Annotated in this window: 21 protein-coding genes and 1 pseudogene; 9 read left to right on the plus strand and 13 right to left on the minus strand. The window is 71.3% G+C overall.

Annotation, left to right across the window (positions count from 1 at the left end; translation table 11 throughout):
- Positions 1–36: 36 nt before the first annotated feature.
- The 3 genes from KBO27_RS10180 to KBO27_RS10190 are packed head-to-tail and all read left to right on the plus strand — an operon-like array spanning position 37 to position 3,997.
- Positions 37–2,409 (plus strand): wax ester/triacylglycerol synthase domain-containing protein, encoded by a 2,373-nt coding sequence (locus KBO27_RS10180; protein WP_210969700.1) that lies wholly within the window; start codon positions 37–39, stop codon positions 2,407–2,409.
- Positions 2,406–3,314: a DMT family transporter gene (locus KBO27_RS10185; RefSeq protein WP_246536633.1), complete on the plus strand. Its 909-nt coding sequence runs from the start codon at positions 2,406–2,408 to the stop codon at positions 3,312–3,314. Before KBO27_RS10180 ends, KBO27_RS10185 begins: the two co-directional genes overlap by 4 nt.
- Entirely contained in the window at positions 3,311–3,997 is a 687-nt protein-coding gene (locus tag KBO27_RS10190) for an SDR family NAD(P)-dependent oxidoreductase (RefSeq protein ID WP_210969834.1), read from the plus strand. The genes KBO27_RS10185 and KBO27_RS10190 overlap by 4 nt, the downstream gene beginning before the upstream one ends.
- Before the next feature lie 71 nt (positions 3,998–4,068).
- Here KBO27_RS10190 and hpnH read toward each other — a convergent pair whose 3' ends face one another.
- From hpnH to KBO27_RS10230, 8 genes are all read right to left on the minus strand, one after another.
- Positions 4,069–5,070: an adenosyl-hopene transferase HpnH gene (hpnH, locus tag KBO27_RS10195; RefSeq protein WP_210969702.1), complete on the minus strand. Its 1,002-nt coding sequence runs from the start codon at positions 5,068–5,070 to the stop codon at positions 4,069–4,071.
- Between the two features lie 2 nt (positions 5,071–5,072).
- On the minus strand, positions 5,073–5,732 hold the full coding sequence (locus KBO27_RS10200; protein WP_210969703.1) for a 5'-methylthioadenosine/S-adenosylhomocysteine nucleosidase family protein: 660 nt from the start codon (positions 5,730–5,732) through the stop codon (positions 5,073–5,075).
- Between the two features lies 1 nt (position 5,733).
- Positions 5,734–7,623 carry a squalene--hopene cyclase gene (gene shc, locus KBO27_RS10205; RefSeq protein WP_210969835.1) on the minus strand — a complete coding sequence of 630 codons (1,890 nt, stop codon included), beginning with the start codon at positions 7,621–7,623 and terminating at the stop codon, positions 5,734–5,736.
- Positions 7,624–7,670: 47 nt separating this feature from the next.
- On the minus strand, positions 7,671–8,678 hold the full coding sequence (locus tag KBO27_RS10210; protein ID WP_210969704.1) for a polyprenyl synthetase family protein: 1,008 nt from the start codon (positions 8,676–8,678) through the stop codon (positions 7,671–7,673).
- Positions 8,675–10,036 carry a hydroxysqualene dehydroxylase HpnE gene (gene hpnE, locus KBO27_RS10215; protein WP_307870324.1) on the minus strand — a complete coding sequence of 454 codons (1,362 nt, stop codon included), beginning with the start codon at positions 10,034–10,036 and terminating at the stop codon, positions 8,675–8,677. Before hpnE ends, KBO27_RS10210 begins: the two co-directional genes overlap by 4 nt.
- The gene (hpnD, locus tag KBO27_RS10220; RefSeq protein WP_307870325.1) at positions 10,033–10,896 is read right to left on the minus strand and encodes a presqualene diphosphate synthase HpnD; all 864 of its coding nucleotides are present in this window, start codon (positions 10,894–10,896) and stop codon (positions 10,033–10,035) included. The genes hpnE and hpnD overlap by 4 nt, the downstream gene beginning before the upstream one ends.
- Entirely contained in the window at positions 10,893–11,801 is a 909-nt protein-coding gene (gene hpnC, locus KBO27_RS10225; protein ID WP_210969706.1) for a squalene synthase HpnC, read from the minus strand. The genes hpnD and hpnC overlap by 4 nt, the downstream gene beginning before the upstream one ends.
- Positions 11,802–12,176: 375 nt before the next feature.
- Positions 12,177–13,370 carry a dipeptidase gene (locus tag KBO27_RS10230; RefSeq protein ID WP_210969707.1) on the minus strand — a complete coding sequence of 398 codons (1,194 nt, stop codon included), beginning with the start codon at positions 13,368–13,370 and terminating at the stop codon, positions 12,177–12,179.
- Positions 13,371–13,498: 128 nt separating this feature from the next.
- Between KBO27_RS10230 and KBO27_RS10235 the strand changes: the two genes are divergently transcribed.
- On the plus strand, positions 13,499–13,696 hold the full coding sequence (locus KBO27_RS10235) for a hypothetical protein (RefSeq protein WP_132673685.1): 198 nt from the start codon (positions 13,499–13,501) through the stop codon (positions 13,694–13,696).
- Here KBO27_RS10235 and KBO27_RS10240 read toward each other — a convergent pair.
- Positions 13,651–14,114, minus strand: a pseudogene (locus tag KBO27_RS10240) (hypothetical protein); the annotation flags it as partial. The gene KBO27_RS10235 and the pseudogene KBO27_RS10240 sit on opposite strands and share 46 nt — an antisense overlap.
- Positions 14,115–14,297: 183 nt before the next feature.
- Between KBO27_RS10240 and KBO27_RS10245 the strand changes: the two are divergent.
- Positions 14,298–15,392, plus strand: coding sequence for a sensor histidine kinase (locus KBO27_RS10245; protein ID WP_210969708.1), 1,095 nt, complete (start codon positions 14,298–14,300; stop codon positions 15,390–15,392).
- Complete coding sequence (locus KBO27_RS10250; protein WP_210969709.1) at positions 15,389–16,042, plus strand: response regulator; 654 nt, start codon at positions 15,389–15,391, stop codon at positions 16,040–16,042. Before KBO27_RS10245 ends, KBO27_RS10250 begins: the two co-directional genes overlap by 4 nt.
- A 1-nt stretch (position 16,043) precedes the next feature.
- On the opposite strand, the gene KBO27_RS10255 is transcribed toward KBO27_RS10250, so the two are convergent.
- Positions 16,044–17,474 (minus strand): protein kinase domain-containing protein, encoded by a 1,431-nt coding sequence (locus tag KBO27_RS10255; RefSeq protein ID WP_210969710.1) that lies wholly within the window; start codon positions 17,472–17,474, stop codon positions 16,044–16,046.
- A 216-nt stretch (positions 17,475–17,690) separates the two neighbouring features.
- Here KBO27_RS10255 and KBO27_RS10260 point away from each other — a divergent pair, with 216 nt between their 5' ends.
- Complete coding sequence (locus KBO27_RS10260; RefSeq protein WP_210969711.1) at positions 17,691–18,887, plus strand: cytochrome P450; 1,197 nt, start codon at positions 17,691–17,693, stop codon at positions 18,885–18,887.
- Between the two features lie 45 nt (positions 18,888–18,932).
- Here the strand turns inward: KBO27_RS10260 and KBO27_RS10265 are convergent, their stop codons facing one another.
- On the minus strand, positions 18,933–20,378 hold the full coding sequence (locus KBO27_RS10265; RefSeq protein WP_210969712.1) for a glycoside hydrolase family 30 protein: 1,446 nt from the start codon (positions 20,376–20,378) through the stop codon (positions 18,933–18,935).
- A gap of 339 nt (positions 20,379–20,717) precedes the next feature.
- Here KBO27_RS10265 and KBO27_RS10270 point away from each other — a divergent pair, with 339 nt between their 5' ends.
- Positions 20,718–22,541 (plus strand): glycoside hydrolase family 3 protein, encoded by a 1,824-nt coding sequence (locus KBO27_RS10270; protein ID WP_210969713.1) that lies wholly within the window; start codon positions 20,718–20,720, stop codon positions 22,539–22,541.
- 49 nt (positions 22,542–22,590) lie between these two features.
- Here the strand turns inward: KBO27_RS10270 and KBO27_RS10275 are convergent, their stop codons facing one another.
- Complete coding sequence (locus tag KBO27_RS10275) at positions 22,591–23,283, minus strand: type 1 glutamine amidotransferase domain-containing protein (RefSeq protein WP_307870326.1); 693 nt, start codon at positions 23,281–23,283, stop codon at positions 22,591–22,593.
- Positions 23,284–23,439: 156 nt separating this feature from the next.
- On the opposite strand from KBO27_RS10275, the gene KBO27_RS34545 reads away from it, so the two are divergent.
- Positions 23,440–24,291: a helix-turn-helix domain-containing protein gene (locus KBO27_RS34545; RefSeq protein WP_210969714.1), complete on the plus strand. Its 852-nt coding sequence runs from the start codon at positions 23,440–23,442 to the stop codon at positions 24,289–24,291.
- A gap of 40 nt (positions 24,292–24,331) precedes the next feature.
- Here KBO27_RS34545 and KBO27_RS10285 read toward each other — a convergent pair whose 3' ends face one another.
- Entirely contained in the window at positions 24,332–24,613 is a 282-nt protein-coding gene (locus tag KBO27_RS10285) for a hypothetical protein (protein WP_210969715.1), read from the minus strand.
- Positions 24,614–24,716 lie beyond the last annotated feature (103 nt).

Raw genomic sequence — 24,716 nt, forward strand, 5'->3', positions numbered from 1 at the left:
TGCGATGGCACGTGCTTGGCGAAAGGAACCGGCCGCGTGAGCTTCCAGCCCCGTCGAGTGCTCCTGATCAGCGCCACCATCGGTGAGGGCCACAACGCGACCGCTCGTGCCGTCGAAGAGGCGGCCCGCGAGGTCTGGCCCGGCTGCGAGGTGGTGTGGCTCGACGCGCTCCGCATCATGGGCCGCTGGGTTCCCGGGGCGTTCAACTGGATCTACGTCACCAACGTCGAATCCACGCCGTGGCTCTACGACTTCTTCTACGACTCGCTGTGGCGCTACCGATGGTTCGCCAACGCCTCGCGGCGCTTCGTCGGCGCCTGGTGCGGTCCGCTGCTGCGCCGCGAGATCCGCCGGGTCGACCCGGATCTGATCGTGTCCACCTACCCGCTGGGAACCGCGGGACTGGACTGGATGCGGCGGCACGGCGAGCTCGACCTCCCCGTCTCGGCGGTGGTGTCGGACTTCGCGCCGCACCCGTTCTGGGTGTACCCCGAAGCCGATCTGCACTACGTGATGAGCGAGGCGAGCCTGCGCGCGATGCACCGCGCCGAGCCCGAGGCGGTCGGCGCGGTGTCGGTGCCCCCGGTGAGACGCGACTTCCATCCCCGAGAGCGCACCGAGGCGCGGGCCGAGTTCGGATTCCCGGAAGCCGGGTTCACGGCGCTGATCTCTTGCGGTGCGTTCAGCTTCGGCGCGGTGGAGCGCGCCATCGACGCGGCGCTGCGGGTCGACGGGCTCGCCCGGGTGCTCGTGGTGTGCGGGCGCAACGAGGCGCTGCGGGAGCGCCTGCTCGCCCGGGGCGAGCAGCGGCTGGTGCCGCTGGGCTGGGTCGAGGACATGCCCGGCCTGATGGCCTGCTCTGACGTGGTGATCACCAACGCCGGTGGTGCCACGGCGCTGGAGGCGCTCGCGTGCGGGCGCGCGGTGCTGATGTTCGAGCCGATCGCCGGTCACGGCCGGGCCAACGCCGAGCTGATGGCCGGTGCGGGCCTGGCCGAGCTGTGCCCGAGGGAGTCGCAGCTGACCGCGACGCTGCGCCGCTGGGTCGCCGACCCGCAGGAGGTCGGCGAGCGCGAGGAGCGGGCGCTCAAGCACAGCCGGTCGGCGGAGTTCGCCGATCAGGTGGCGGTGTTGGCCGACGTGCCCCGCCACCAGGGCCCGCGTCGGTTGCGCGCTCAGGACGCGTTCTTCGTCTACGCCACCACACCTGAGGTGTCGCAGCAGACCGGCGCCATCCTGCGCCTGGAGCCGTCGCCGGATTCAGCACAGGTGTGGTGCGACCACCTCGCGCGCCGGATCCAGGACCACGCGCCGTCGCTGCCGATGCTCACCCGCAGGCTGGTGACCCGGCCGGGCCGTCGTCCACAGTGGAGGCATGCCGGTCCGGTCGACCCCGCCCTGCACCTCGGCTTTCGCGAGATCGGCTCCGAGCAGGACGCCGAGGGGCTCACGAGCGAGTTCTTCTCGACGCCGGTGCGCACCGACCGACCGCCGTGGGAGCTGCGCCTGCTGCACGACGCGGCCACCGGGCGGGCGACCCTGCTGGCGAAGATGCACCACGCCCTCGGTGATGGACTGGCGGTCACCAACGCACTGATCCGGTTGCTCTGCGACGGGCACCACCCCGCTTCGGCCCCGAGCACCGGCGGCCGGTCGTGGGCTTGGCGGGTCCCGGTGGTGCTGCGCGGACTCCTCGGCCTGGCCACCTCCGCCGGTACGACCAACCCCTCCTGGACCGGGCGGAGTTCGCACGCCCGCAGCTTCGGCCACGTGACGCTTCCGGCGGTGCAGGTCCGCGCCCGCGCGCGCGATCACGGGGTGACCAGCAGCGCCCTGCTCATCGGGCTCGTCGCCGAGGCGCTGCACCGGGCGATGGGCGAGCAGCGGCGCGAGGCCCGGTTCCGGGTGATGGTTCCGCGCACGGCCCGCACCGGGAGCGACGGCGCGGGCACCGCCGCTCCGGGCAACCACACGCACTCGCTGTCGGTCGATCTCCCGGTCGGGCCGATGCCGCTGGTGTGGCGGATCCGCGCGGTCGCCGACGCGCTCGCCGAACCCGACCACAGCGGACAGCCCGAGGCGGCGGGCGCGGTGCTGGCCGGGCTCGGCCTGCTGCCCGCCCCGGTGCACGCGTGGATCGTGCGGCGCATCTACGGACGCCGGTTCTTCAACGCGGTGGTCTCGGTGATGCCGGGCCGGCGGCGGCCCGCCCACGTCAACGGCACCCGGGTCGGCCAGGTGCTGCCGGTGCTGTCGCTGGCCGACGGCGTGGGCGTGGCGGTCGGGGCGATCGGATGGGGCGAGGAGTTCGGCTTCGGCATCACCACCGATCTCGGGCTCGCACCCGACGCCGGGCGGTTGACCGCGCACCTGCGGGAGGCCTTCGACGAGCTGCGGGAGAGGCGTTGACCTCCGGGACGGTCCTGGTCGTCGCGGTGCCGGCCGCGGTGATCGGTGCCGCGAGCTTCGGGATGGCCAGCGCGATCCAGCACCGGGTCACCAAGCAGGTCCCGGAAGTGGCCACGTTCAGCCCGCGGATGCTGTGGGACCTGGTGCGCAAGCCGATCTGGGTGTTGAGCATCGGGACCGTGATCGTCGGGTTGTCGCTGCAGGTGGTGGCGCTGGCGTTCGGTCCGCTGGTGCTGGTCCAGCCGCTGCTGGTGACCTCGGTGCTGTTCGGCGCGGCGTTCGCGGCGTGGCTCGCGGGCAGGCGAATGGACCTGGTTCTCGCGCTCGGCGCGCTGTCGTGCGCGGGCGGGCTGGCGGCGTTCCTGCTCCTGGCGCGGCCCTCCGGTCAGGGCAGCGAGTTCACCGGAGCACCCGTTCTCCCCTTGGCGCTGGGGATGGGACTGCTGGTGATCGCGTCGCTGCTGGCGGCCCGGTGGCTTCCCGGTGAGTTCGGCGTGGTCGGTCTGGCCGTGGCCACCGGGGTGTTCTACGGCGTCACGGCCGGGCTGATGCGGGTGGTGGCCGGGCAGTTCCGCACCGGCGGCCTCGTCGAGCCCTTCGGGCACTGGACGTTGTACGTGGTGTGCGTGATCGGGCCGATGGGTTTCCTGCTCAGCCAGCAGACCTTCCAGCGCGGCCGGTTGATGTCGCCGTCGCTGGCGGTGATCACCACGGTCGATCCGCTGGTGGCGGCGGCGATCGGGGTGAGCTGGCTGGGTGAGCGCATCGAGTCCTCCCCCGCCATCCTGGCCGGCGAGGTGGTCGCGGGCGCGCTCATGATCGGTGGCATCGCCGTGCTGGCCCGGCGCAGCGAGCAGATCGGCCGCGAGCTGGCCGCCCGGGAGGACAGCGAGTCGTGGGGATGAACTCGGCGCTGGTCACCGGCGCGTCCTCGGGGATCGGCGCGGCCACCGCGCTCCGGCTCGCAGCCGACGGCTGGCAGGTCGTGCTGACCGGGCGCGACCGGACGCGCCTGGACGCGCTGGTCGAGCGCACTGGAGGTGAGACCGTCGCCGCGGACCTGACCACCGATGACGGGCTGCGGCAGGTGGCGGACGCGGCGAGCGGGGTCGATCTGCTCGTGCACAGCGCCGGGCTCGGCTGGGCGGGAGCCTTCGCCGAGATGCCGCCGGAGCGCATCGACGAGCTCGTCGAGCTGAACCTGACCGTGCCGATGCGGTTGACGCGCGCGGTCCTGCCGCCGCGGGTGGCGTTCGTGGCCTCGGTGGCCGTGGTGGGCGTCCGCGACGAGGACGTCTACTCGGCCACCAAGGCAGGGCTGCGGGCCTTCGCCGCGAGCCTGCGCTACCGGGGCATCACCACGACGACGGTGTTCCCCGGCGCGGTGCGCACCCCGTTCTTCCACGGCCGCGACTACCGGCGCCGGTTCCCGCGCATGGTCGAGCCGCAGCGGGTCGCCGACGCCCTGGTGGACGCGGTGGTCCGCGGCCGCGCGGAGGTCTTCGTCCCCGGCTGGCTGACCGCGGCCGACCGGATTCACGGCGCGCTGCCCGGCGTCTTCCACCACCTCGCCGCCAGGTTCGGCTGATCGCCGCTCACTCCGAACCGGGCCACGATCGAGTCCGTCGTGACCGGTCGGTTCCGACCACAACAGCGGGTCTAGCCGCGCACGGCTCGGACGGATTCCCGGAGCGATCCGAGGGTGGCCAGGACCGAGGTGGGTTCGTAGCCGCAGTGGGCCATGCAGTTCGCGCAGCGCGGGTCGTTGCCGCGCCCGTAGGCCTCCCAGTCGGTGTCCTCCAGCAGCTCCCGGTAGCTGCTCGCGTAACCGTCGCTCATCAGGTAGCAGGGGCGCTGCCAGCCGTAGAGCGAGTAGGACGGGATGGCCCACGCCGTGCAGCCGAAGTCGATCTTGCCTTCGAGGAAGTCCAGGAACAGCGGCGAGTGGTTGAAGCGCCACCTCTTCCGCCGCCCGTCGGCGAAGACCTTCTTGAACAGCTCGCGGGTCTCGGTCACGCCGAGGAAGTGCTCCTGGTCGGGCGCCTTGTCGTAGGCGTAGGCCGGCGAGAGCATCATCTGGTCGACCTTGAGGTCGTTGTTGAGGTAGTCGAGCACCTCGATCACCGACTGCGGCGTGTCGGTGGTGAAGAACGTCGAGTTCGTGGTCATCCGGAACCCGCGCCGCTGGGCGTCCTTCACGTTGTCCACGGCTTGGGCGAACACGCCCTTCTTGCACACCGAGGCGTCGTGGCGCTCCTCCATCCCGTCGATGTGCACGGCGAAGGAGAAGTACGGCGAGGGCTCGAACGCGTCGATCTTGCGCGGCATGAGCAGCGCGTTGGTGCACAGGTAGACGAACTTCTTGCGCTTGACCAGTTCCTTGACCAGCACGTCGATCTCGGGGTGCATCAGCGGTTCACCCCCGGCGATGGACACCACCGGGGCACCGCACTCCTCGACCGCGGCCAGCGCCTGCTCGACCGGCATCCGCTGCTTGAGCACGCTCGCCGGGTGCTGGATCTTCCCGCAGCCCGCGCAGGCCAGGTTGCAGGCGAACAGCGGCTCCAGCTCCAGGGTGAGCGCGAACTTCTCGCGCCGGGCCAGCTTCTGCTTCATCAGGTACGCACCGACGCGAACGGCTTGGCGCACGGGAATGCCCATGGTTACAACGCCTCCTCACAGGTCGTGCGAAGTTCCGGTGGGATGTGGCGGCCCCAGCGCCGCAGGCAGGAACCCACGGCGTGCAGCCGCGCCAGCCCGGACATCGCCCTGTGGACGGTCCCGGGCCGCAGCAGGGGTTGTTGCGCGGTGTCGACCACGACGCGCACGACCGCCAGCGGCCGGTGCCCCGCGGCCTGGGCCAGCACCGCCGATTCCATGTCCACCGCGAGCGCACCCGTTGCGGCGAGCTCGGCGCGGCGCTGACCTCGGACCAGCGCGTCGGCGGTCACGACGGGCCCGCAGCGCACCGGGAACCCGCTGCGCGTGAGCTCGGCGGCCAGCGAGTGGGCGGTGTCGCAGCGCAGCACCTCGCGGTGGCCGCGCAGTTCGTCGGCGACGATCACGTCCCCGCTGCGCACCTCCGGCGACAGACCGCCCGCCAAACCGGCGATCACCAGCACGTCGAAGTCGGCGGCCAGCAGCCGGACGGCGCTGCTCGCGCTGCGGCGCGGCCCGTACCCGGTGCGGCGCACCGTCACCGAATCGGCTCCGAGCCCGGCGGTGCGCAGGGCTTCCTGGCCGGTCACGGCCCCGCCGAGGGCGGAGCGCAGCGCGCTGGCCTCCAGTCGCATCGGCGCGCAGATCAGCATCCTCATCGACATGTCACTCCCCGTCCCGCAGGTAGCGCCCGAGCGCGGCCAGCGGGAAGATCACCCGGTACAGGTGGTAGTTGATGTAGAAGTCCCCGGGGAACCCGGTCCCGGTGAACTGGGGTTCGTCCCAACCGCCGTCGGCGCGCTGGCTTCGGGCCAGGTAGCCGATCCCGCGGCGCACCGCGTCGGTGTCGTGCCTGCCCACGGCCAGCAGCGCCATCAGCGCCCAGCCCGTCTGGGACGCCGTGGAGGTGCCCCGTCCGATCCACTGAGGATCGTCGTACGAGCGCAGGTCCTCGCCCCAGCCACCGTCGTCGTTCTGGTGGTTCTCCAGCCAGCGCACGGCGTCCCGCAACGCGCGGTGCTGGCGGTCCACTCCGGCCGCGACCAGGGCGGGCACGACGGCACCGGTGCCGTAGACGTGGTTGGCGCCCCACCGCCCGAACCACGACCCGTCGCGCTCCTGGTTGGACAGCAGCCACTTCACCCCGCCGCGCAGCACCTCGTCCTGCTCGCCGAGGACGGCCAGCGCCTCCACCACGTGGGCGGTGACGTCGGCCGACGGCGGGTCGATGACCTCGCCGAAGTCGCAGAACGGCAGCTTGCGCACCAGCTGCCGGGTGTTGTCGGCGTCGAACGCGGCCCAGCCGCCGTCCTTGGACCGCATCCCGCGCAACCAGCGGAGGCCGCGCGCGATCGCACCGCGCACGGCGTCGGTGTCGGGGTGCTCGACGCGGTGGAGCGCGAGCAGCACCTCGGCGGTGTCGTCGATGTCGGGGTAGATGTCGTTGTCGAACTCGAACGCCCAGCCGCCCCCGGCTGGCAGCTCCGGGCGCTTGACCGACCAGTCGCCCTTGACCCGGATCTCCTCGGCCAGCAGGTAGTCCACCGCTCGCCGCAGCGACGGGTGGTCGGCGGGAACACCGGCGTCGCGCAACGCCTGCACGCCCAGAACCGTGTCCCACACCGGCGACTGGCACGCCTCCAACCTGCGCACGGTGCCCTCGGGCGTCTGCTCGCGGACCAGGAACCGCTCCAGGCCGCCGAGGCCCTTGGCGATCACCGGGTGGTCCATCGGGTAGCCGAGCAGGTGCAGCGCGAGGATCGAGTACACCCACGGCGGCTGGATGCCGCCCCACGAGCCGTCGGCCTCCTGACGCGCCACGATCCACTCGGCCGCGCGCCGCATCGCGTGCGTGCGCAGCGTTTTTACCGGATGCCGGTGGTAGCGGTGCAGAACGCGGTCGAGGGCGTGGAAGCCGTAGCCCCAGGACCACTCGCGCTTCGGCGGCACCGCAGGCCGTCCGGTGCGCAGCTCCCGCAGGTCGATGCCCAGGTCGCGGCACGGGCGCAGGGTGCACACCACGGTCAGCGGCACCACGGTCTGACGGGCCCAGCAGGCCCAGTCGGAGACGTTGAGCGGGCACCACTCGGGCAGCAGCACCACTTCCGGTGGCATGACGGGCAGGTCGTCCCAGGACCACTCGCCGAACAGCGCCAGCCAGATCCGGGTGAACACCCGGGTTCCCTCCAGACCACCGCTGGCCAGGATCCAGTCCCGGGCGGCCCGCATGTGCGGGGCGTCGGCGTCGTCACCGGCGAGCTTGAGGGCCGCGTACGCCTCGACCGTGGTGGACAGGTCGCCGGGGCCGCCGTGGAAGTTCGCCCAGGTGCCGTCCTCGCGCTGCTGGGAGCGGATCCAGCGGGCGGTCTGCGCGGTTTCCGCGGAGGTGCGGATGCCGAGGAACTGCCGCAGCAGCAGGTCCTCGACGTCCATGGTCACGTTGGTCTCCAGCTCGCCCTTCCACCAGCCCTCCGGGCTCTGCAGCGACAGCAGGTGGTCGCGGGCGGCCAACGCCGCCGTCCGGGCGTCGGCTCGCGCCGCTCCCTGGCTGGGAATCTCGGCGGCGCTGGTGGCCGATCGCGTGGGCTGTTGCAGCTGTTCGGTCAAAGCTTCCTCCGTACGATGAATTCGGCGAGCTCTCCCAGTGCGGCGGTGTCGCCCAGCGATCCGACTTCCAGCTGCGCCTCCGCGAGGTCGAGCCGGCGGCGGCACTCCCGCCGCGTCCAGTCCTCGGATCCGGCGCGGCGCACCATCTCGGCGGCTTCGCACAGCTGCGCCTCGGTGAGCTGTTCGGGCTGCTCGTAGAGCTCCCACAACCGCTCCCCCGCTGCCGTTCCGGAGGTCAGGGCGTGCACCACCGGGACCGATTTCTTGCGGGTGCGCAGGTCCGACAACACCGGTTTGCCGGTGACCTCCGGGTCTCCCCACAGGCCCAGCAGGTCGTCGACCAGCTGGAACGCCATCCCCAGCTCGGTGCCGTAGGCGTGCAGCGCGCGGACGCTCTCGCGCGGGGCTCCGGCGCTCAGCGGCCCGATGGAGCAGGCGCAGGCCAGCAGCGCGGCGGTCTTGTCGTGCGCCATGCCCAGGCATTCGGTGAGGTCGACGTCCTGGCGGCGTTCGAAGCCGAGATCAGCGGTCTGCCCGGCGATGAGCACCCGGGTGGTCGTCAGCAACGAGCGCACCGCGACCGCCGCGTTGGGGGCATCGGATTCCAGCAGGACCTCCGGTGCCACGGCCAGCAGCGCGTCACCGGCCAGGATCGCCGCGGAGGACCCGAAGACCGTCCAGGCGGTGGGCCGGTGCCTGCGGGAGGTGTCGCCGTCCATCACGTCGTCGTGCAGCAGCGAGAAGTTGTGCACCAGCTCCACCGCTGCCGCCGCCGGGACACCGCGTTCTGCTGTGCCGCAGGCGGTTTCGGTCGCGGCGAGGACCATCGCGGGCCGCAGCGCCTTGCCGCCCGCGTCGGTGGGGGCGCCGTCGACGCCGATCCAGCCGAAGTGGTACTCGCCGACCCGGCGGGTGTCGGCGTCCAGCCGCGCCACCGCCGAGCGCAGCGTCGGTTCCACCAGCTCCCGCGCTGTGCGCAGGGCCGGGGGCAGGAGTGTCGTCATGCCGTCACCTCCACGCTCGTCCGCGATCGCAGCTCGGCGTCGACCGCTTCGGCGGCGCGGATGCCGCTGCGCACCGCGCCTTCGGTGGTGTCCGGCCAGCCGGTGGCCGTCCACGCACCGGCGAGCACCAGGCCGGGCACCTCGGTGATCGCCGAGGGACGCAGCGCCGCGCTGCCGGGGGCCTGCCGGAAGGTGGCGTGGGGTTCGCGGGTGACGAAGAAGTCCAGCAGCTTCGCCTTCCCGACCGCGGGGAACAGCTCGCGCAGCGCCGGGAGGAAGATCTCGCGCAATTCCTCGGTCCGCATCCCGATCTCCTGCTGCGCCGCCGACTGCGACAGCGCCAGGTACTGGCCTCGCCGGGCACCGGAGATGCGGGTGCGGTCGAAGACCCACTGCACGGGCGAGTCGAGCACGGCCGCCATCTCGTGGTCGGTGACCGCGCGGTCGAAGTGGACGTGCACGTTGACGATCGGCGAGGACGACAGCCGGGACCACTCGGCGGATCCGCGCACCGGCAGCTCGTCGACGAGCGCTGCCGCCGCCGAGTGCGGGGTGGCCACCACGACGGAGTCGGCGTCGAGCACGCTCGCGCCCGCCTGCTCCTCGACCGGGACTTGGAAGCCCTTCGGCCCGCGGCGGATCGCGCGCGCCTTGCGCCGCAGCCGCACGTCGACGCCCGCCGCGAGCAGGGTCTGCCGCCCGGCCTCGCCGTGCAGCTCGGAGAGCGGTTGCTGCGGGACTCCGATGTCGCAGGCGTCGGCGGTTTCGAGCAGCCCGGTGCGGAACACCTTGGCGGCCAGCGCCATCGAGGCGTCGTCGGGTGCGGCGTTGAGCGCGGCCACCGCCAGCAGACCCCACAGCGCGTCGACCGCGCGCGGCGTCTCGCCCTGATCGCGCAACCACTGGCCGAGGCTCTGCTCGTCGATCGCCGGGTCCGAAGGGTCGATGCCGCGCAGCGCGAGCGCGGTGCGCGCCGCCCGGACCCGCTGCGCCCAGTTCAGCCGCCGGTAGTTCAGCAGCGCCGGGGCCAGGTGCGCGGGCGCGCGCAGGTTCCAGCGGGTCAGCGATGTCGGTGCCGCACCCGGGCTGAGCACCGGGACGCGGAACCGCTGCTGCATCCGGACCCCGTCGGCCGCGCCGATCCTGCGCAGCAGGTCGAGGTAGGCGGTGTAGCAGCGCAGCAGCACGTGCTGGCCGGTGTCGACGAGCAGGTCTCCGCGCGCGAACGAGTAGGTCGCCCCGCCGAGCCGGGGCCTCGCCTCCAGCAGCCGCACGGAGTACCCGCGCTCCCGGCAGTCCAGGGCAGCGGCCATGCCGGCGAGCCCACCGCCGATGACCACCACGGTCCCGCGGTTCACGGTGTCATCCCGGCCAGCGAGCGGGCCGCGACTCCGGCTTTGCGCCAGCCCGACAGCGAGGTCCGCTGGTGCATCGCCGCGTTGGGGTTGGTGGCGATGCGCACCAGCAGCTGGTGGTAGATGCCGGCCATCGAGGCGCAGCAGGCGCGCGAGCGCCGGTCCAGCATCGGCAGCAGCCGGAAGCCCTCGGTGTACCAGCGGTCGGCGCGCGCGGCCTGGAACCGCATCAGCCTGTTCCACCGCGCGCTGTCCTCGACGAACCCGCCGCCGGGCTCCAGGTGCACGCCGAAGTGCGCGAGGTCGGAGGCGGGCAGGTACACCCGCCCGTTGATCTGGTCCTCGCGGACGTCGCGCAGGATGTTGGTCAGCTGCAGCGCCACGCCGAGCGCATCGGCCCGCGCGGTGGCGACGCGCGGATCGTCGGTGCCGAACACGCCCAGCGACAACCGGCCGATCGAACCGGCGACGCAGCGGCAGTAGTGCAGCAGCTCGTCGAAGGTCGTGTAGCTGGTGCCGCGCACGTCGGCCTCGCAACCGTCGATGAGCTCGTCGAACGCCTCCAGCGGCAACGGCATGCGGTTCGCGGCATCGGCCAGCGCCACCAGCACCGGATCGGTCGAATCTGTCGATGCCTGGTGCACCGCCTCGCGGCAGTTCTTGAGCTCGCGCAGCTTGTCCTCGCGCGGCAGATCGCCGTCGCCGACGTCGTCCACCCGGCGGGCGAAGGCGTACACCGCCGAGAGCGCGCCGCGCTTCGGACCTGGCAGCAGCCGGATGCCGTAGGAGAAGTTGCGGGCCTGCTCGCGGGTGATCCGCTCGCACTCCTGGTAGGCGTCCCGGAACCGGGTCGGTGAGCTCACCGGGTCCCTCCCATCGAATGCAGCCGCGCCCATTCGGCGAAGGTGCGCGCCTTGCTCGGGCTGACCTGCGCGGCCAGCGGGTCGTGTCCGGCCGCGCGGAACGCGGCGACGGTGGCCAGCCCGCCCGCGACGTAGCCGGCGACGGCCACCCGGGCGGTTCCCGACAGGGCGCCGACCAGGACGCTGCCGTCGCGCAGCATCCGGCGTGCCCGGTCGACCTCGAAGCGCACCAGCCCGCGCAACGCGGTCAAGGCGCGCGGCGCGGTGAGGTCCTGCTCGTCGCAGCCGTAGCGCTCGAGGTCCTCGGTGGGCAGGTAGACGCGGCCGGCCCGGCGATCTTCGGCGATGTCCTGCAGGTTCTCCAGGATCTGCAGCGCGGTGCAGATCCTGTCGGACAGCGCGATCAGGCCTTCCTCCGGGCGGCCGAAGACGTGCAGCACCGACTCTCCCACCGGGTTGGCCGACAGCGCGCAGTAGTCCAGCAGCCCGGCGAAGTCGTCGTAGCGCTTGACGTGCTGGTCCCACCGGTTGGCCTCGATCAGCTTGACCAGCGTGGACATCGGGATGCCGCACTCGGTGACCGTGGGCGTCAGCGCCTGCATGATGGGGATGCGCGCGGTGCCTTGGTAGGCGCGTTCGAGGTCGTGTTCGAGGAAGTCCAGCAGCGCGTCGCGGTTGCCGGGCGCCTCGTCGCCGGCGTAGTCGACGAGCCGGAAGTAGCCGTAGAGGGCGTGCAGGTGCCTGCGGACACCGCCGGGCAGGACGCGGGAAGCCACCGGGAAGTTCTCCGAACGCATTCTCGCCAGCACGGCGGCGCTGCGCGGCAGCTCCCCCGGACGCGCCGACCACTGCGGGTGTTCGGGATCCTCTCCGGACAGCGTCTCGTCCGGCAACGACAAGACCATCGGTCCTCCTCCTATCCACCGGCCAGGAGGCGCAACCGGCATCGTATGAGCGCCCCTGCCGCACCGCAGGGCGAACGAAGAACCACATGAATCACGGTGATTCGCGCCGGTGTTCGACCACGCACCTTCTCCCCGGTTCCATATTGGACACCGGATGCGCGCGTCCCGCGCAGACCCGCCAGCAGGTGGCCGGATCGAGTGGCCAACCCTGACCACTTTGGACTAGTCGACTACCGACTGCGACTGCGCGCGGGGGCGAGCAACGGCTCCGGGTCACCGGGTCGGCGCAGCGGAGGCCGAAGCGGATCCGGGGAGAGGAGGGCGAAGCACAACGCGCCCGGCGGAGATCACCGCCGGGCGCGCGTCACGAGGAGATCAGCCGTCGAGCTGGTCGATGGTGGCGATCGACGGCGACTCGGTGCGCTGCAGCTCCGCGGCCACTCGCTCGGCGTCGCGCAGCACGCGGACGGCGTTGTGCCAGGTCAGCTTGCCCAGGTCGGCGTGCGACCAGCCGCGGCGGAGCAGCTCGGCGATGAGGTTCGGGTAGCCGGAGACGTCGTCGAGGTCCTGCGGCAGGAAGATCGTGCCGTCGTAGTCGCCACCGACGCCGATGTGGTCGATGCCGGCGACCTCGCGCATGTGGTCGAGGTGGTCGGCGACGGTCGCCGAGGTGGCCACCGGCTGCGGGTTGGCCTCCTCGAACTTGCGCAGGACCTCCTTGGCCTCCGGGGTGCCCGAGAGGTCGCTGAGGCCGTGGGCGACCAGCTCGCGCTGCGCGGCGGCGGTCCACTCCACCGACTCCTGCAGGACGAACTTGGTCACGAACGTCGCCATCGCCACGCCGCCGTTGCCGGGCAGCTGGGCGAGCACGTCGTCGGGGATGTTGCGGGGGTGCGAGCACACGGCGCGCGAGGACGAGTGCGAGAACACCACCGGGGCACGGCTGGCGCGCAGCGCGTCGCGCATGGTCTCGGCGGCGACGTGCGAGAGGTCGACGAGCATGCCCATCCGGTTCATCTCGCGCACGACCTCGACGCCGAAGGCGGTGAGCCCGTCGTGGGCGGGCTCGTCGGTGGCGGCGTCGGCCCAGGGGGTGTTGTCGTTGTGCGTCAGCGTCAGGTACCGCACGCCCAGGTCGTAGAAGGCGCGCAGGGTGGCCAGCGAGCAGTTGATCGAGTGCCCGCCTTCGGCGCCCATCAGCGAGGCGATCTTGCCGTCGGCGCGGGCGGCCTCGATCTCGTCGGCGGTGCGGACCAGGCGCAGCCGGTCCGGGTAGCGGGCGGCGAGGGCCTTGACGCAGTCGATCTGCTCCAGCGTGGCGCTGACCGCGGCGTCGCCCTGCAGCTCGGTGGGCACGTAGACCGACCAGAACTGCCCGCCGACTCCCCCGGCGTCCAGGCGCGCGAGGTCGGTGTGCAGCCGCCCGGTCTGGTCGGTGGCGATGTCGCGCTGGTCGAGGTCGTAGCGGACCTGCTCCCGCAGCGCCCAGGGCAGGTCGTTGTGACCGTCGAGCACCGGCGTGGCCTCGAGCAGCTCTCGGGCCTGGGCCACCACGTCCGCGTCGCTCATCGCGCCTCCCCAATTCACCCGGTCGGTTGTTGCTGGTGAGCATATCCGCTCGAGATCACCCGACCAGGGTCGTGTGGCACGCCGTAGATCGAATCGACGAATCGGACGTTCGGCCGCACCATCGTGATATGGAGCGAATTCCCAGGCAGCAGGACACCAGCAACCTCCCCACGGTGCTGGCCGAGTACGGGCACCTCGCCGCGCAGTTGCCCGGTGCCTCGACGCAGCAGGCCGAGCGGTTGCGCGCCCGGCTGGCCGAGCTGGACGAGCAGATCGACGACTACGTCGCCCGCCTGACCGAGTACCACTCCATTGTGGATAGTTGACGGACTCGGCCGTCGCGGCGGCGAGCACCTGAGACCTCGCGCAACGCTCCGTCCTGCCCTGCCTCCAACGCTCCGGTGATCAGCCCGACGACCTGGCTCATGTCGTGCGTGCGCGGCGAGACGACGCCCACGCGCCTGCCGAGCCGGTGCACGTGGATCCGATCGGCGATGTCGAACACGTGCGGCATGTTGTGGCTGATCAGCAAGACCGGCAGACCTCGCGCGCGGATCCGGTCGATGAGTTCGAGGACCTTGCCCGCCTCCGCCACGCCCTGGCGCTGGCGCTGGCGGGTGTCTCCACCGGCTGGGTAATCGACTTGACCCGGATCCCCAGCTCGTCGAGGACCCGCTGCTCCTCGGCCCGCATGGCCGCCCGGTCGTTGATTGCGCAGCACGCTCCCAACACGCCCGCATGCCGGCGAACTCCGCGGTTCGGCTGCCCTCGCCTCGCTCCTGGCAGTTCCGCTCGTGCCACCGGATCAATTTCATTCGACACTGAAGTTATCGACGCTGTTGACGCGTGAGTACGCTCGGGGACGTAGCCGGTGTGTCGGCACTGGGAGGACGCCCGAGCGCGGGCCGGTCGGCGAGACTGGTCGGCATGAGTGTGTTGCGCCCTCGCATCGGCGACGTGGTCCTGGCGCTGCTGGTGACCGCGGTCGGGGTCGTCGGGACCCTCGCCGCCCACCGGTGGGCCGGGCACGGGATGCGCGGCCTGGACGGGCTCGCCATCGCGTTCGTCGTGGTCGCGGGGCTGACCTTGGCGTGGCGGCGCCGGATGCCGTTGGTGGTGCTCGGGGTCGTGGCCGTCGCGGTGTTCGGGTACCTAGTCGCCGGGTTCCGGTACGGGCCGATCCTGCTGGCTCTGCTGGTCGCGGTGTACTCGATCGCGCGCCACCGACCACCGCGCACGGCGGGCATCGCCGCCGGTGTCGCTCTTCTGCTGCTGTGGGCGCACACCTTCCTCACCGGCCCCGGCTGGGCCGGCATCATCCCGGCTGCGGCGTGGGTGCTGGTGCCCTTCGCCGCGGGCCTGGTGGCGCGCACGCAGTCGGAGGCCGCGGCCCGGCAGCGGTCCGAGGCGCTGCGGCGACGGGTCGACGACGAGCGGTTGCGCATCGCCCAGGAGGTGCACGACGTGGTCGGCCACGGGCTGGCCGCGATCAAGATGCAGGCCGACGTGGCGCTGCACGTGCTGCCGAAGAAACCCGACCAGGCCGAGATCGCCCTCAACGCGATCAGCCGCACCAGCAGCGACGCCCTCGACGAGCTCCGCGCGACGCTGGCCGTGGTCCGCGCCGGAACCGGCCAGGGCCCCGAACCCGGCCTGAGCCGCGCGCACGACCTCGTCAACCGCACCCGGGATGCCGGGGTGGACGTCTCGCTGCGCGTGCGCGGCGAGATGCCGGAGCTGCCGAAGTCCGTCGACCTCACCGGATACCGGATACTGCAGGAGTCCCTGACCAACGTGCTGCGCCACAGCCGGGAGCAGCGCGCGGAGATCACCGTCGACTACTCGCCGGAGGAGGTCACCATCGAGGTCACCAACCCCTCCCCCGCGACCACCGGCGGCGACGGCCTCGGCATCCCGGGGATGCGACGCCGCGTGGAGGCGCTCGGGGGCGAGTTCAGCGCCGGAGCCTCCGGCGGCCGATTCCGGGTGCGCGCCCGGCTGCCGATCGGAGCGCAGCAGTGATCACCGTGCTCATCGTCGACGACCAGGACCTGGTGCGCATCGGGTTGCGGACGCTCATCGAATCCGAGGACGACCTCGACTGCGCGGGCGAAGCCGCCGACGGGCTCGACGCCGTCCGCAAGGTGCGCGAGCACCACCCCGACGTGGTGCTCATGGACATCCGGATGTCCGGTGTGGACGGTCTGGAGGCGACCCGGCGCATCACCGCGGATGCGGATCTGGCCGGTACCAAGGTGATCGTGCTGACCACCTTCGAGATCGACGAGTACGTCTTCAGCGCGCTGCGCGCCGGTGCCAGCGGATTCCTGCTCAAGGACACCACCCCGGTGGACCTGCTCCGCGCCATCCGCCTGGTCGCGGGTGGCGAGGCGCTGCTCGCGCCGTCGGCGACGCGGAAGCTGGTGCGCGAGTTCGTCCAGCTGGCACCGCGTTCCCGCGATCCGCACCCGCAGCTGCACACGCTCACCGACCGAGAGCGCGAGGTCCTGGCCCTGGTGGCGGAGGGGCTGAGCAACGAGGAGATCGCCGGACGTCTGGTGGTCAGCCCCGCCACGGCGCGCACGCACGTCAGCCGAGCGATGGTCAAGCTCGGTGCGCGCGACCGCGCCCAGCTGGTGGTGTTCGCCTACCAGTCCGGCATCGTCGACTGACTCACTTGCTGATCGGCGCGAAGTCCGACCAGGACGTGTGGGCGAGCATCTTGTTGGCGTCCCACAGCTCGACCGTCACCCGCACCGCGCCCTCGGGCCTGAGCTGGAGCTTGCACTCGACGTACTCGCCCTCGCTGCTGGTGTCCCGGCACTCGGCCGTGTGGTGGTAGTCGGTCTGCGAGCGGATCTTGACCCAGTACCCGTCCTTGTAGGTGTCCTTGATCCCGATGTGGTCGCGGTCGGCGTTGAAGCACCCGTTGCCGCGATCCTTGCCTTCGTAGGTGATGGTCTTGCAGGTCTTCGCCGCGTACGGCCGCCGCGAGGTCGTCGGCGTCGCGGTGGTGCTGCGCGGCGCGGACGTCGCCGAGGTCGGGGCGCTCGTCGGGGTGGCCGTGGCGCTGGTGACGGGCTGGCTCGCCGGGGCGCTCGTCACCGCGGGTGACGTGGGGACCGGGATCGGCATCGCCTGGCCGTCGGTGGGCTCGGGCTGCAGCGTCATGACCGCAGCGGCGACACCGGCCACCGCGGCGACCGCGCCGATGCCGGCGAGCGCGATCGGCCACCGCGACTTGCGCCGCTCGGGCTCGACCCCGGACGCGGCGGCCCCGAGCGGCGAGGTGCTGCGCAGCGCCCGCCGGGCCGCTGCAGCGAGCTCACCCGCGCTGGAGTAGCGGTCGGCGGCGTTCTTGGCCATGCCGGTGGCCACCACCCGGTCGAACTCCGGCGACACGCCGGGCATCGCGTCCGAGGGCTTCGGGGGCTCGCGGTTGAGGTGGGCGTAGATCAGCGCTTCGGTGCTGGTCACGCCGTAGGGCTTGGCGCCGGTGAGGCACTGGAAGAGCACGCAGGCCAGCGAGTACACGTCCACGCGGTGGTCGGACGGGGCGTCGCCGAAGCGCTCCGGCGCCATGTAGGCCAGCGTGCCCATGGTGACGCTGCCGGAGGTGCGGCTCGTGGCGTCCTGGATGGAGGCCGCGATGCCGAAGTCCACGAGGTAGGCGAAGCCGCCCGCGCCGAGCAGCACGTTGGAGGGCTTGACGTCGCGGTGCACCACGCGCGCGGCGTGCGCGGCGTCGAGCGCCTGCGCGACCTGCTCGATCACGTGCACGACGTCCTGCGGGTGCATCGGGCCGTGAGCGGTGAGCCGCGCGCCGAGGTCTTCGCCCTCGACCAGGCGCATGTCCAGGTAGAGGCGGCCGTCGATCTCGCCGTAGCCGTGGATCGGGATGACGTGGGGCTCGTTGAGCCGCCCGGCGGCGTGCGCCTCGCGCTTGAAGCGCTCGCGGAACTCCTGGTCGGCCGCCAGGTGCGGGGCGAGCAGCTTGAGCGCGACGATGCGGTCGTGGCGGGTGTCGTAAGCGCGCAGGATCTCGCCCATTCCCCCGCGGGCGATGACGCCCTCCACCCGGTACGGGCCGAACTGCGACTGCACGACTGCTGCTCCTAGTCCGAAGTTGCGGCCATCCTATTGGGTTACGCAGAGCGCACAGCACGGCCCACTGCCCGCTCCCCTGAACGGCCGCTGCGCTCGGTGAAGTTTCCGCTACGAAGCGCCAGACCCGGCTGCGCCGACCATCGCGCGCCTGCTACCAAAGGCGAGGAAAGATCATGTTCCGCCACCGGCTTCGGGAAAGGACCGGTCCCACAGATGTCGACGACCGACGACGGCACGGACGCACGCAAGATCGATCGCGGGGAGAGCACCGGTGGATGCCCGGTGAGCCGGGATGCCGACGGCGTGTGGCGAGTTCGCGGTCACGCCGCCGCCCGCGCGGCCCTGCGCAGCACCGACACGGTCCAGGCCGGTCTCGGCGTGGAGACCGTGGAGAAGATGCCCGCCAAGATCCGCCGCCCGGTCCTCTACCGGGACGGCCCGGAGCACCGCGAGCACCGCCGCCAGACGGCGAAGTACTTCACTCCCCGCAAGGTCGACGAGTCCTACCGGGGGATCATGGAGCGGGTCAGCGACGAGCAGCTGGCCAAGCTCACCGCCAACGGCTCCGCGGTGCTCTCGGAGCTGAGCTTCGAGCTGGCGATCGGCGTGGCGTGCGCGGTGATCGGGCTGACCGAGAGCCGTCCGGGACTGGCGGGACGCCTGGAGCGGTTCTTCCCGGAGGAGTTCGGCGAGCCGGGTTTCACCAGCCTGCACGGCCTGTACTGGGTGTGGCGGCAGGCGGTGAACTGGGGCGGCATCTACTTCGCCGACGTGCTGCCCGCGGTGCGCGCACGGCGCAAGCAACCGCAAGACGACCTCATCTCGCACCTGCTCGCCGACGGTTGCTCGTCGGCGGAGATCCTCGGCGAGTGCATCACGGTCGCGGCGGCGGGCATGGTCACGACCCGCGAGTTCGTCAACCTGGCGGCCTGGCACCTGTTCACCGATGAGGCCCTGCGCGAGCGCTACGTCAACGCCGAGGAGTCCGAGCGGCTGGCGATCCTGCACGAGTTCCTGCGGCTGGAGCCGGTCGTCGCGCACCTGATGCGCCGCACCACCGCCCCGGTGGAGCTGCCCGGTGAGGACGGCCAGACCCACACCGTGCCGGCCGGCGAGGTCATCGACATCGACGTGACCAGCACCAACGCCGATGAGGCCGCGTTCGGCGAGAAGCCGCTGCAGGTGTGCCCGCACCGCGAGCTCACCGACGCGACCGCGCCGGGGCTGTCGTTCAGCGACGGCCCGCACCGCTGCCCGGGCAACACCATCGCCATCCAGGAGACCGACGTCTTCCTGACGAGGCTGTTCGCCCTGCCCGGTGTGCGCTTGCAGACCCCGCCGAGGGTGTCGTTCAACGAGGCGATCGGCGGCTACGAGCTCCGCGGCATGGTCGTGGCCGTCGGCGAGTGACGCTGCGGTGGGGGAAGTTCCCGGCGGCCCTTCCCCCGCCCAGCGTCAGGCCCCCTGCCAGGTGAAGGTCGTGACGGCCCCGGCCGGGAGGGTGTGCTCGAAGCTCTGACCGCCGCTGCGGACCTGGAAGGTCTGCTCGGAGTCCGAGGCGTTCAGCGCCAGCAGGGCGAGGGTGCCGTCGGCGTTGCGGAAGGCGACGGACTCGATGCCGTTGGGGTTGCTGGTCGATTCGACTCGCTGCGCACCGGGTTTCACGAACTTCGCGACGTGGCCGAGGACGTAGTACTCCTCGTTGTAGGTGACCTGCCCGTCGTCGGTGTTGACGGTGACCACGCCCCGGCAGTCGGAGCAACCGCCGTTGGTCGGGCCGTGGTTCTGGTCCAGCGCGACGTTCCACAGCGCGACGCCCTTGGCCCAGTTCCGGGTTCCGCCGATGACGAGGTTCTGGGTCTGCCACTTGAGGTTCTGGGCGAAGTCCGGCGACCAGTCACCACCGGAGCACTCGGTCAGCCAGATGCCCTTGTCCGGGTGCGCCTGCTGGAACTCGCTCTGCCCGGACACATCACCTTCGTAGCAGTGGAAGGCCGCGCCCGGGACGTACTGGCCCGCTTCGGGGTCGTCGACGACGATGCCCGGGTACTCGGGGTGCGACCAGTTGTGGTCCCACGCGAGCAGCTGGGTCTTCAACCCGGATTCGGCGAACTTCGGGCCGATCTCGTCGCCGATCGCCGCGGCCTGCTGCTCCGGGGACATGTGCATCGACGGGTAGCCGGAGGAGCCGTCACCGGATTCGGGGTGGTAGGGCTCGTTCTGGATGCTCAGGAAGTCCAGCGGCACACCGGCGTCGGAGTAGGCCTGGGCCGTCTTGACGAGGTAGTCGGCGAACACGCCGTGGTTCTCGGTCTTGAGCTCACCGCCGTCGACGTTGTCGTTGGTCTTCATCCACGCCGGAGCGCTCCACGGCGTGCCCATCACCTTCAGGTCCGGGTTGATCTGCTTGGCCTGCCGCAGGACCGGCAGGATGTAGCCCTCGTCGTGCCCGGTGGTGAAGTCGGAGAGGTCGCAGCAGGTGTCGTCGAAGGTGTAGTCGCCGGACTCGGCGGTGGCGAAGTCGCTGGCGCCCAACGGCTGCCGCACCATGCTCAACCCGATGCCGTCGGCGCCGAAGAGGTTGTTCATCAGCTCGTCGCGCGCGCCCTGGTCGAGGCTGTTGGCGACCAGGGAGGCCGAGGAGTCGGTGAACGCGGCGCCGAACCCGTCGATGGTCTGGTAGGTCGTGGCCGGGTCCACGTCGATGATGGTCTGCGCGCTGCCGCCGGACCCGAACTCCTCGTCCTCCTGGCGTTCGAGGAGCTTGCTCTTGTCGCCGGTGGTCTCCCACACCTGCACGACCGGCGCGGCACCGCCGGGCGCGGTGCCCGCCGCCGTTCCCAGCAGCAGGGTGCCGGCGAGCAGCGCGGCGCGCCTGCGCCAGGGTCGGGTTCGCTTCATCGCGAGTTCCTCTCAACCGAGGGACGTGTGAACGACGGCATTGTTCGCCGAATTCCTCGTGAGCGCACATGGGAATTCCCATTTGCTCCGGCATTCCGGCGAACGTGGCGCGGCCTTTCGGGTCACCGTGTCGAAATTTCGCCAACATTCCCGTGATTCGCGTTCCCGGTGCTAGGTTCGGCAATCGCGACAAACCCGACCACACTGCGACGTCCCAGGACTGTATCGGTTCGGAGGTGGTCGACCAGCGCGGGAATTCCGAAATCTTTCGGAATTCGACCCGCAGTCGAGCGAATGCCTTTCAGCACTGTGTTTTCTCAACGCGGAGGAGATGCGTTCATGGCCTTCAGCAGACGGATGCGCGTGGCGGCGATCGGCGCCGCCCTCGCGTGCACGGCGGTGATCACCCCGACGGTGGCCGCCGCCGGCCCGACCTACCGCGACGCGTCCGCGCCGGTCCCCGACCGCGTCGAGGACCTGCTGTCGCGCATGTCGTTGCAGGACAAGATCGGTCAGATGACGCAGGCCGAGCGCGTCGCGGCGGACCCGCAGACCGCGGCCTCGTCGGCGCTCGGCTCGGTGCTCAGCGGCGGCGGCTCGGCCCCCGACCCCAACACCGCCGAGTCCTGGGCGGACATGTACGACGACTACCAGCGCGCGGCGACCGCCACCCCGCTGGGCATCCCGCTGATCTACGGCGTGGACGCGGTGCACGGGCACAACAACGTGCACGGCGCGACGATCTTCCCGCACAACATCGGGCTGGGCGCGGCCAACGACCCGAAGCTGACCGAGGACATCGGGCGCGCGACCGCCGAGGAGATCTCGGGCACCGGCATCGACTGGGACTTCGCCCCGTGCCTGTGCGTGGCCCGCAACGACCGCTGGGGACGCACCTACGAGTCCTTCGGCGAAACCCCGGAGCGGCCCACCGCGCACGCCACCGCCGTCAACGGCCTGCAGGGCGAAGCGCTCAACGCGCCCGGATCGGTGCTGGCCACGGCCAAGCACTACATCGGCGACGGCGGCACGACCGGCGGTGACGACCAGGGCAACACCGAGATCGACGAGCAGGAGCTGCGCCGCGTGCACCTGCCCCCGTTCCAGGAGGCCGTCAACCGGGACGTGGGTTCGGTGATGATCTCCTACAGCAGCTGGAACGGTCTGAAGCTGCACGCCCACTCGTACCTGGTCAACGACGTGCTCAAGGGCGAGCTGGGCTTCAAGGGCTTCGTGATCTCCGACTACGACGCGATCGACCAGATCGACGGACAACTGGGCTTCACCGCCGAGGAGGTCGCCACCGCGATCAACTCCGGCCTGGACATGATCATGGTGCCCAACGACTGGAAGAAGTTCACCGAGCTGCTGCGCGGCGAGGTGGAGAACGGGCACGTGCCGATGTCGCGCATCGACGACGCCAACCGGCGCATCCTCACCAAGAAGTTCGAGCTCGGCCTGTTCGAGAACCCCTACACCGACAGGCGGTTCACCGGCACGGTCGGCAGCCCGGAGCACCGCGCGCTCGCCCGCGACGCGGTCCGCAAGTCGCAGGTGCTGCTGAAGAACGACGGCGGGCTGCTGCCGCTGCCCAAGGACGGCGGGAAGCTGTTCGTGGCGGGCAAGAACGCCGATGACATCGGCAACCAGTCCGGCGGCTGGACGATCAGCTGGCAGGGCGAGAGCGGCCCGATCACCCCGGGCACGACGATCCTGCAGGGCATCAAGGACGCGGCCAAGGGCTCGCAGGTCACCTACGACCGCTACGGCACGGGCATCGACAACAGCTACAGCGCCGCCATCGCGGTGGTCGGCGAAACCCCCTACGCCGAGGGCAAGGGCGATCGCCCGTCGGGCATGGACCTGGACCAGGAGGACCTGGAGACGCTGAAGAAGCTGGAGGACAGCGGCGTTCCGGTCATCGCGGTGACGGTCTCGGGACGTCCGCTGGACATCAGCCAGAACCTGCCGAACTGGGACGCCCTGCTCGCCTCCTGGCTCCCGGGCACCGAAGGCGCAGGAGTCGCCGACGTCCTCTTCGGCGACTACAACCCCACCGGCACCCTGCCGATGACCTGGATGAACTCGGCCGATCAGCAACCCATCAACGACGGAGACGGCCAGAAGCCCCTGTTCCCCTACGGCTTCGGCCTGCAGTACTGACGTTATCCGGGCGCTCACCCCAGCTCTCGGGGTGAGCGCCCGAACCCGCTCAGGAGAGAGCGGCGATCATGGCGTCGGCCAGCGGTCCGCTCGAAGCCGGGTTCTGCCCGGTGAACAGGTTGCCGTCGCGCGTGGTGTGGGCCTGGTAGGCCGGTCCGCCGGAGTGCTTCGCGCCCAGTTCGCGCAACCGGCTCGCCAGGAGCCACGGAGCTCCCTCGGCGGTGCCGAACAGCTGCTCCTCCTCGTCGGTGAACGCGGTCATCTCACGACCGGCGAACAACCACTTGCCGTCGGAGTCCACAGCGGACAGCAGCGCGGCGGGACCGTGGCAGACGGCGCCGATGAGCTTGCCCTCCCGGTCGGCCGCAGTCAGCAGGCGGCCGAGGTCGGCGTCCTGGAAGAGGTCGACGACCGGACCGTGCCCGCCCGGCAGCACGACGGCGACGTAGTCGTCGATGTCGACGTCGGTGAGCGCGAGCAGCGGACCGAACTCGCGCAGCGCCTTCTCGGCGTGCTCGACGTAGCGCCCGCAGTCCTCACCGGCCACGGCCGGGTCGGCGCTGTGGGCGTCCACCGGCTGCAGGACGCCGCCGGGCGAGGCGAAGTCGACCTCGAAGCCGGCTCCGACGAACTTGTCGTGCGGCGCGGCGAGCTCCTCGGCCCAGTAGCCGGTGGGGTACGACGTGCCGTCGGTGCGTTCCCAGGCGTCGGCGGCGGACATGACGATCAGAATGCGGCTCACGGCGGTTTCCTCGCTCTCGGAGTTGCGGACGACTCCCAGCTTGGCCGACGAAACCGCACGTCAAGGCGCCATAGCGCGCCCTGCGAAGCCTCGGTCGCGGCAACCTAGGACGCTCAGACCCAGGCGCGCGGGTGCGTTGCCGGGAACAATGACGGCGTGGCCGACCTCAACCGCGAACTCGCCGACTTCCTGCGCCGCGCCCGAGCGCAGGTGGACCCGTCCCGCGCGGGCCTGCCGCCGGACGGACGTGTCCGCCGGGTTCCCGGACTGCGCCGCGAGGAGGTCGCCCGGCTGGCGGGCGTGTCCACCGACTACTACTCCCGCCTGGAGCAGGGCCGTCGCATCACGCCGTCCCCGTCGGTGATCGAGGCGATCGGCCGCGCCCTCGACCTCGACGCGGCCGGGCGCGCCCACCTGGACGACCTCATCGGACCGGCGACGAGCACGCGCCGTCCCACCGCGGTCCAACGTCTCCGCCCAGGTCTGCACCAGCTCCTGGCCGTCGTCGACGAACCCGCGCTGATCCTCGGGCGACGCCTCGACGTCCTCGCCGCCAACCGCATGGCCAAGGCGCTGTTCACCGACTTCGACGAGATGCCCGCCACCGAGCGCAACTACGCCCGCTGGATGTTCCTCGACGAGGCGGCCCGCTCCCTGTTCGTCGACTGGGAGCTCCAGGCCCGCAACACCGTGGAGACCCTCCGCTTGGAGCTCGGCCGCGAACCTCACGACCGCGCCACGGCCCACCTGGTCGACGAACTGCGCCGGCAGAGCGCGGATGTCGACCGGTGGTGGGAGCAGCACCGGGTCCACCAGCGCACCCGCGGCTCGAAACGGCTCCGCCACCCCGTCGTCGGAGATCTCACGGTGGAGTTCGAAACCCTCACCCCACCCGGCGACCCCGACACGACCCTGTTCCTCTACACGACGGAACCCCACTCACCGTCCCACCGAGCCCTCGACCTCCTCGCCAGCTGGGCAGCACCAGCAGCGCTGGACCAGGACTGACGGCCGACGAACGGTGTCGGTACGCCCGCGAACAGGCTGGTCAGCGTACGAAGGAGGTGAACAGTTGCAGCCAGGCTGCGCGGAGGAGGAGGCGGGCGGGGCTTGCGTTGTCGTCGGCGGTCTGCTGCCGGCGGTTGTGGCGCACCTGGAAGTCCTCTTCGAATCCGTCGGGCCGGGCGTCGTCGCACAGCGGCCCTGAACTTTCGACGCCTGGCAAGACTCCGTTGTCTCGCCAGGCCACACACCCGGCCGAAGCGCGGCGTGCGCTGGATACCTTGGCGGTTACCTCGCGTTTACGCAAGAGAGCATCACCGGCGAACACGCTCAGTTGATCGAAAATGCACGTCTGACCTGGGATGATCGATGGAGAGTTGAGCCGATCGGGTGGAGCAGCGGCTTATGCTGCGAACGGCGGCTTGCGCTTC

The sequence above is a fragment of the Saccharopolyspora endophytica genome (assembly GCF_018070075.1).
In the GTDB taxonomy this organism is placed as follows: domain Bacteria; phylum Actinomycetota; class Actinomycetes; order Mycobacteriales; family Pseudonocardiaceae; genus Saccharopolyspora; species Saccharopolyspora endophytica.